At 72.3% G+C, this 6,449-nt stretch carries 8 protein-coding genes and 1 pseudogene; all 9 read right to left on the bottom strand.

Translation table 11 applies throughout. The annotated features are described in order from the left end of the window. Positions 1 to 281 (bottom strand): annotated as a pseudogene (locus AC08OV_RS22625) (hypothetical protein); the annotation flags it as partial. A 298-nt stretch (positions 282 to 579) separates the two neighbouring features. Next, complete coding sequence (locus AC08OV_RS22620; protein ID WP_476620277.1) at positions 580 to 1,818, bottom strand: MFS transporter; 1,239 nt, start codon at positions 1,816 to 1,818, stop codon at positions 580 to 582. Continuing rightward, on the bottom strand, positions 1,815 to 2,204 hold the full coding sequence (locus tag AC08OV_RS22615) for a fluoride efflux transporter FluC (RefSeq protein ID WP_476602213.1): 390 nt from the start codon (positions 2,202 to 2,204) through the stop codon (positions 1,815 to 1,817). Before AC08OV_RS22615 ends, AC08OV_RS22620 begins: the two co-directional genes overlap by 4 nt. 28 nt (positions 2,205 to 2,232) lie before the next feature. Continuing rightward, positions 2,233 to 2,769: a fluoride efflux transporter FluC gene (locus tag AC08OV_RS22610; RefSeq protein ID WP_476620276.1), complete on the bottom strand. Its 537-nt coding sequence runs from the start codon at positions 2,767 to 2,769 to the stop codon at positions 2,233 to 2,235. A 133-nt stretch (positions 2,770 to 2,902) separates the two neighbouring features. Then, complete coding sequence (locus tag AC08OV_RS22605) at positions 2,903 to 3,430, bottom strand: ArsI/CadI family heavy metal resistance metalloenzyme (RefSeq protein WP_476620275.1); 528 nt, start codon at positions 3,428 to 3,430, stop codon at positions 2,903 to 2,905. Positions 3,431 to 3,777: 347 nt separating this feature from the next. Further along, complete coding sequence (locus AC08OV_RS22600) at positions 3,778 to 4,638, bottom strand: alpha/beta hydrolase (protein ID WP_476616093.1); 861 nt, start codon at positions 4,636 to 4,638, stop codon at positions 3,778 to 3,780. Between the two features lie 490 nt (positions 4,639 to 5,128). Then, on the bottom strand, positions 5,129 to 5,509 hold the full coding sequence (locus AC08OV_RS22595; protein ID WP_476616092.1) for a PIN domain-containing protein: 381 nt from the start codon (positions 5,507 to 5,509) through the stop codon (positions 5,129 to 5,131). Then, positions 5,506 to 5,763, bottom strand: a complete 258-nt coding sequence (locus tag AC08OV_RS22590) for a hypothetical protein (RefSeq protein WP_476616091.1) — start codon at positions 5,761 to 5,763, stop codon at positions 5,506 to 5,508. Before AC08OV_RS22590 ends, AC08OV_RS22595 begins: the two co-directional genes overlap by 4 nt. Before the next feature lie 65 nt (positions 5,764 to 5,828). Further along, positions 5,829 to 6,449, bottom strand: a 621-nt coding sequence (locus tag AC08OV_RS22585) for an IS66 family transposase (protein ID WP_476620274.1), incomplete at its 5' end; no start/stop codon positions are given.

The raw sequence follows: 6,449 nt of genomic DNA, 5'->3' as shown, positions 1-6,449 counted from the left end.
GCGGCGCGGGCCGCCGCATCCTCGGGCCCGGCCGCATCCTCGGACGGTGCCGGGTGTCCGGACGGGGGCGCGCCGCCATCGCCGTCGTCCCCGCCATCGTCGTCCCCGCCGTCGCGGGCGCGGGTGCCTTCGGGGACCGCGGGGCCGGCCGCCGGGCCGGCGGTGGATCCCTCCGGCGTCGCCGGGCCGCCCCCGGCCCCCGGCGCTCCCCCCGAAGACGGGCCGGCCGCCGGGGACGCCGGGAGCGCGGGTTCGCCGTCACGGGGACGCGGTGGCCGCATCGGCCCCATCGGTTCAGGCGGCTCCCCGCGTTGGTGCGGCGGTCGTGGTACCCGAGACATGACCCATCCCCTCCACTTACGTATCGTCGCAAGCGATGAAACGTTTGGAAAACCGTTATACCACGGAACGGAACGTTTCAGGGGAGCGTGCGGTAGGTCGCGTCCTGACGCCCGATAACACTCACTTATCGGGCGTCAGAAAATGATCATCCCGGGATGGTTCCCTAGAAGAAGGTGTCGGGGTCTCGGGAGCAACCGCCGAAAATCCAACGATTAGCGTTAGCGTCGTTGTGCCTGGTCAGGGGCGGATGCGCCGGCTGACCGCGAGGAGCGCCAGCGCCGCGGCCTGCACGGCGGCGGTGACGGCGATGAGGGCGGGGATGGACAGGTCGTAGAGCGCGCCGGCCAACGCGCCGCCGGCGGCGGTGGTCGCGCCGACCACGCCGGCGAAGATGCCGTAGGCGCTGGCGCGGCGGGCGGGCGGGACGAGGTCGGCGACGGTGGCCCGCAGGGTGGATTCCTGCACGCCGATGGCCGCTCCCCACACCAGCGTCCCGGCGACGGCCAGCGCGGGGGTGTTGGTGAACGCCAGCGCCGGGACGGCGGCGGCCAGCGGCGGCAGCACGGCGAGCACACCGGGGCCGTGGCGGTCGTAGGCCCAGCCGGTCGCGAGCGCGGCGAGGGCGTCGACGCCCATGGCCGCGGCGTACACGACAGGCACCGCGGCCACCGGCAGCAGGCCACGGGTGACCGCGTGGAAGGACAACACGCCGAACGTCGCCAGCCCGGTGGTGGTCGCGGCCGTGAACCCGGCATACGTCCAGAACGCCCGGGGTAGTCGGGCCCGGGGCGCGGCGGCCGGGGCCGGGCCGGTACGGGGGACGGGCACGGCCGGCGGCTCGTCTGGCTCGTAGCCGGCCGGGTCGGGCACGCGGGCCCGCAGCCAGAGCAGAACAGCAAGGACGCCCAGGCCGGGCAGGGCCAGAACGCCGAGCGCCGGGCCGTAGCCAGCGCCGGAGGCGAGCACGGCGGCGACAAGCAGCGGCCCGGCCAGCGCGCCGAGCTGGTCCATCGCCTCGTGCACGGCGAACCCGCGGCCCCGGCCGGTGGCGGCAGTCGCGTGGGAGAGCAGCGCATCCTTGGCCGGGCTGCGAACCGCCTTCCCGACCCGTTCGGCGATCGCCAACAGGCCGGCCGCCCACAGCACGCCGGTCACGCCGAGCAGGGGCACGGCGGCGACGGTCAGCGTGTAACCGGCGATCGTCCACGCCCAGAACCGGCCGGTGCGCTCCGCCAGCGGCCCGGAGACCAGCCGGGGCAGCAGCGCCGCGGCCTCGCCCACCCCGGTGACGACACCGACCACGACCGCCGACGCGCCGAGGGAGGCCAGCAGCGGCCCGGTGACCGACCGGGCGCCTTCGTAGACGACGTCCGCCAGCATGCTGACCACGCCGAAGACCAGGACAAACCGCCACGGCCGTAGCCTGACCGCGGCGGCGGGCGCTGTGCTCGTGCCGCCGTGCGCCGGTCGGGTCACCCCCACACCGCCCGCGCCAGGGCCGCGCCGAGAGCGGCGGCGCCGAACGCGGCGAGCACACTGCCGGCGACGTTGGCCGCGGCCAGCAGCCGGGCGCCGTCCTCAGCCAGCCGCAACGTTTCGTAGGAGAACGTCGAGTAGGTGCTCAACGCCCCGCACAGCCCGGTCCCCACCAGCGACACCACCTGCTCCGACGCCACCCACGCCGGCGCCGCGCCCGCGCCCGCGGCGCCGGCCACCAGACCGAGGAGCAGACTGGCCGTGACGTTGACGGTGAACGTACCCCAGGGAAAGACCGTGCCGTGCCGGGCCTGCACCGCCCGGTCGGTCAGATAGCGCAGGGGCGCGCCGGCCGCGGCCCCGGCGATCACCAGCAGCCAGTTCACCGACTCGCCTCCCGGCCGCTCAACCTCATCACGCCCGCCTTCCCGCGACCCGCCGCGTTGTCGCCACGAACCATCGCATCGCCGTCGCCGCCGCCCACACCGCGCCCAGCGCGGCGAGGACGCTCAGCGCCAGGTAGGCCAGTGCCAGCCCGGCCCGCCCGCCGTCCATCAGCCGCTGCGCGTCGAGCGCGTACGTGGAGAAGGTGGTGAACCCGCCCAGCACCCCGGTGCCCAGGAACGGGTGGACCAGCGGATGCACCGTCCGCACGTCGGTGATCAGCGCCATCAGCACACCGATCGCCGCGCAACCGGCCGTGTTCACCGCCCAGGTGGTCCACGGGAACGTGCCCGGCATCGTCGGCCACACCAGCGACGCCCCGTAGCGGGCACATGCCCCCACCGCCCCACCGGCCGATATCACCGCCAGCAGCGGGACCGGGACCGGCGCGTGACGAAGCTGCCGGCGCCGCACCGGGACAGGCCCATCACCATCGGGGCTGGTGCCATCAGGGCTGGTGCCATCGGGGTCGGTCGGTGCAGCGACCGTCTGCTCGGCGTCGTCCACGCCCACCCCCTACCTGCGCGACACCCGGGCCAGCCAGGCATGCCTTGTCACAGGTAGGGACCGTTGGCGGCGCACCGCCGCGGTTCGGGCCCGGCGGGCCCCACCGCCGCGCGGTGACCGGAAGCCGCCGCCGTCACACCATACCGGTTCGGTTCACCGCTACCGGTTCACCTGTCACCGTCGTCACCGTGGGAGCGCACACCGGCCCACAGTCACACGCCGACCCGGGACCGCCCCCGGCCCCCGGTCCCACGGCGCGCAGCTGCGGGCCCGCGCCCTCGGCGATGTCGGCGAGCACCGTGTAGATCTCCCACGGCGCACCGTCCGGATCATCCACCCACACCTTGTCCTGCAGCGCGTAGCAGCAGGCGGTGTTCTCCTCCACCGCCGTCACCAGCCCCGCCTCCCGCAGCCGGGCCGCCGCGGCGGACACCTCCTGCGAGGTCTCGATCTCCACCCCGAGATGGTTCAACGCCCCCGCCACCCCCGCGCCGCGGGCGTCCGGGTTCTCGATCAGCACCAGCTTCAACGGCGGCACGTCGACCGCGAAGTTCGCGTACCCTGCCCGCCGCTTCGCCGGCCCGACCCCGAACAGCGTCGTGTAGAACTCCACCGCCGCGTCCACGTCCGAGACGTTCAACGCCAACTGCACCCTGGCCATCCAGACCACCCCTTACATCGACATCCATCTATGTTCTTGCGGGTCGAGGATGACCGCAAACATAGACGTCTGTCAATGGCTGGGGCATGCTGGCGGCACGGCGACCGCCTCCCCACCGGCGGGTCTCCCGGTCGTCGACCCGGTCATCGCCCCCGCGGCGGACGGCCCGCCCGGTCTCGCCGGGACGATCTCCGCGTGCCGAGCCCCGCTGGGCGCCAACCGGGGCCGGCGACCGGTACGCCGGCCCGCGCATCGGCGAAGTCGTCGCCTTTCTGGATAATCCTCAAGGTGAGCCTGAATCGCGAAGACTCTGAATCGCGAAGATTCTGAATTGTGAGGACTAAGACTCAAGAACCCGCCGATGTCGGGATGTCAGGGCAGATCGTACCGCGCTTCGGGAGTATCAGGTCGACCAGGTAACGCTCGACGGCCCGGCGGACGCAGACACTGTCCTGAAAGTAGGCGGTGTGGGTGTAGGAGCGCCAGGTCAACAGCACGCTGTTGGCGAGTTGACGGGCGAGGGACACAGCTCCGGAGTAGGGCGTCGCCGGGTCGCCGGTGCTGCCGACGAGGAGAATCGGCGGAGCGCCGGTGGCATGGAACGGCCCGGTGTAGCGGGAGGCAGCCTTAACCGGCCAGACCACACAGGCAAGGGCACCGAGAGCAGAAAGCAGGCCGAAATGGGGGCTCTCGCGGTTGAGTTCGTCAGAAAGTCGTTGGTAGGCGCCCACGGTCGGGAAGACCTTGTCGGTGCAGGTGATGGCCGTATGCGAGGCAATGGCCGTATGCGCGGCATCGGAGCTGGTGGAGGTGCTGTGCGGCAAGGGGAGGATAGCCCCGATCGGGTCCTGCGCTGCGAAGGAGAGCAGCTCGGAGCCGTCGTTGTTGTCGTCGGCCAGTGCCAATGCTCCCGCGAGCCGCGGCCACTTGGCATGGGAGTACAGCGCGGACCGAACCCCTATCATGGCGGTCACCCAGTTGAGCGTGCGGGCGGCGCCGGTGTCCTTACCGTCCTTACCGCCGGCCGGGATCGGCTTCTCGGTGAGCCGTTCGACCAGGCGGTCGAAGGCGCCGGCCGGGTCGCCGTGGCCGAAGCCACAGTTGGGCCGAGCCTTGCAGTCGGCGAGGAATGCGCCCAGCGCGGTCTCGAAGCCCTGAGCCATTCGGCGTAGGTCCTCCTGCGGTTGGTTCATCCACACGTTGTACACGTCGTCATCCTCACTCCCAGCGCGGGAAGCGCGGGAGTGGATCGCGAACGTGGAGGCGGCGGCTAGCGGATCATTATCCTGCCCGCTGCTGCAACGGACCGGCGCGCTCCCACCGAAGCGCTGGACTGCTCCGACTGCCCAGCCACATACAGGCGGAACGCGTATCGCGTCATCACCAGGGCGAACCTCCCGGCCACGCGGAACTGGACGGTGCTCTGCCCGGCCACCACCACAGTCCGCGCCGTGATTTCCCGAGACGTCCATCCAGGAACTCGCCCTCACCCGGCCGGGTAGCGTCAGCGAGCTTTGCCGCAGGACATGTCGCGCAGCCCGTATCCGAGGTAGGTGAGCGAGCGTCTGCCGAACCCTCCCGGCTCCCCTTTCCGTCTTCTCGCCTTTCCGTCTTCTTGCCGTGACGGCGGCAGCCACGACCCGCCCGCGGGCGCCAAGACGGGTGTTGGCTGCGGTGGAGCCGCCGGGCCGGACCAGCTCACGGGCTGAGATCCAACAGACGCACCGGCTGACCCGCCCACCGATCCGGCGCCGCCGTCGCGATCATCGCACCCTCGGGACGCTCCGGGGTGGGCTCGGCCGCGTACAGGACGTGCGCCGGCGCCCAGCCGGTATCGCGGGCCACCGCGAGCGCGGCCGCCAGGTCCAACTCCACGATGGTCACCGCAGGCAGCGCGGCGATGTGCTCGGCGGTTCCCGGCCGGGCCCGGTCCGCCTCCACCAGCGCACACGCCGGGGCATACAGAAAATGACCCGGCACGGTGTGAGCACGCTGGATCAACCGGGACGCCAGCACGTTGCCATAGCCAGCCGAGACCATCGCCGTCTCGTCCAGCACCACATGCAGCGCGTCGCTCACCGCCCCAACGCCCGCGTCAGCCGACGGTTCAGCTCGGCATCGGCCTGCGCGGCTTCCTCCTCCGTCGGGTCGTAGCCGCTCCACTCCCGCAGCACCGCCCGCGCCCGCTCGGCACGCTCCGCCCGTTCCGCCGGCGTCAGCAGCGTGCTCGCCAACCGCGCCAGATACGCCCGCAACGACAACCCCTCCGCCGCCGCCACCTCCGCCAACCGATCCCGCGCCTCCGCCGGAATCCGCACATTCGCATCCGCCATGGACAGCCTCCTTTCACCCACCCAGCAGGATACGGGTACGTTCGCGTACCCGTATCGGATCCCGGCTACCTGGTAGCGGCGGCCAGCCAGATCAGGGTCGCAGAACTGCCGTAAGTAGTCGGAAGTTGGGTGTGGGCATGCTGCCGGGCGGCGTCACCGTGGGTGGCGTAGAGCGCGCCGATCCGCTCGCGCCACTGGCGGGCCCAGATCCCGAGCTGGGCGGGGTTGCCGTCCCCGGCCCGCAGGAAGTAGCGGCGGACGTGGACCCAGCGGAACAGGTTGACGATCCCGTCCGCCTTGCGGCCGGCGGAGGCGTAGACGGTGTAGAAGTCCGAGGAGATCACCAGCCGGCGCGGGCCGCCGGCGCCGTCGAGCTGGCCGGTGGTCTCGCTGATCCCGACATGGCCGGCGAGCACCGCCGCCGACCGGGTCGGGTCCATCACGAAGCACACCGAGTCCGGGCCGAGGAAGACCCACAGCCACCAGCGCGCCGAGGTGTCCTGGCCGTCGGGGGTGAACACCCGCCAGGTCGTCTCGTCGGCGTGCAGGTGCCACGACCCACGCGACCGTTCGACGATCTTCTCGGCGAGCGGGGTGAGCAGGCCGCCGACCTGGGCGCACACCCCCGTCAGCGTCGCCGGCGAGATCCGGGCGCCCTGGCGGGCCAGGCCGGTGACCAGCGAGTT

It is taken from the genome of Frankia sp. CeTa3Moorea, from assembly GCF_978021225.1.
Note: the sequence above shows the minus strand (reverse complement) of the source record. Positions and strands in the feature narration are given on the sequence as shown.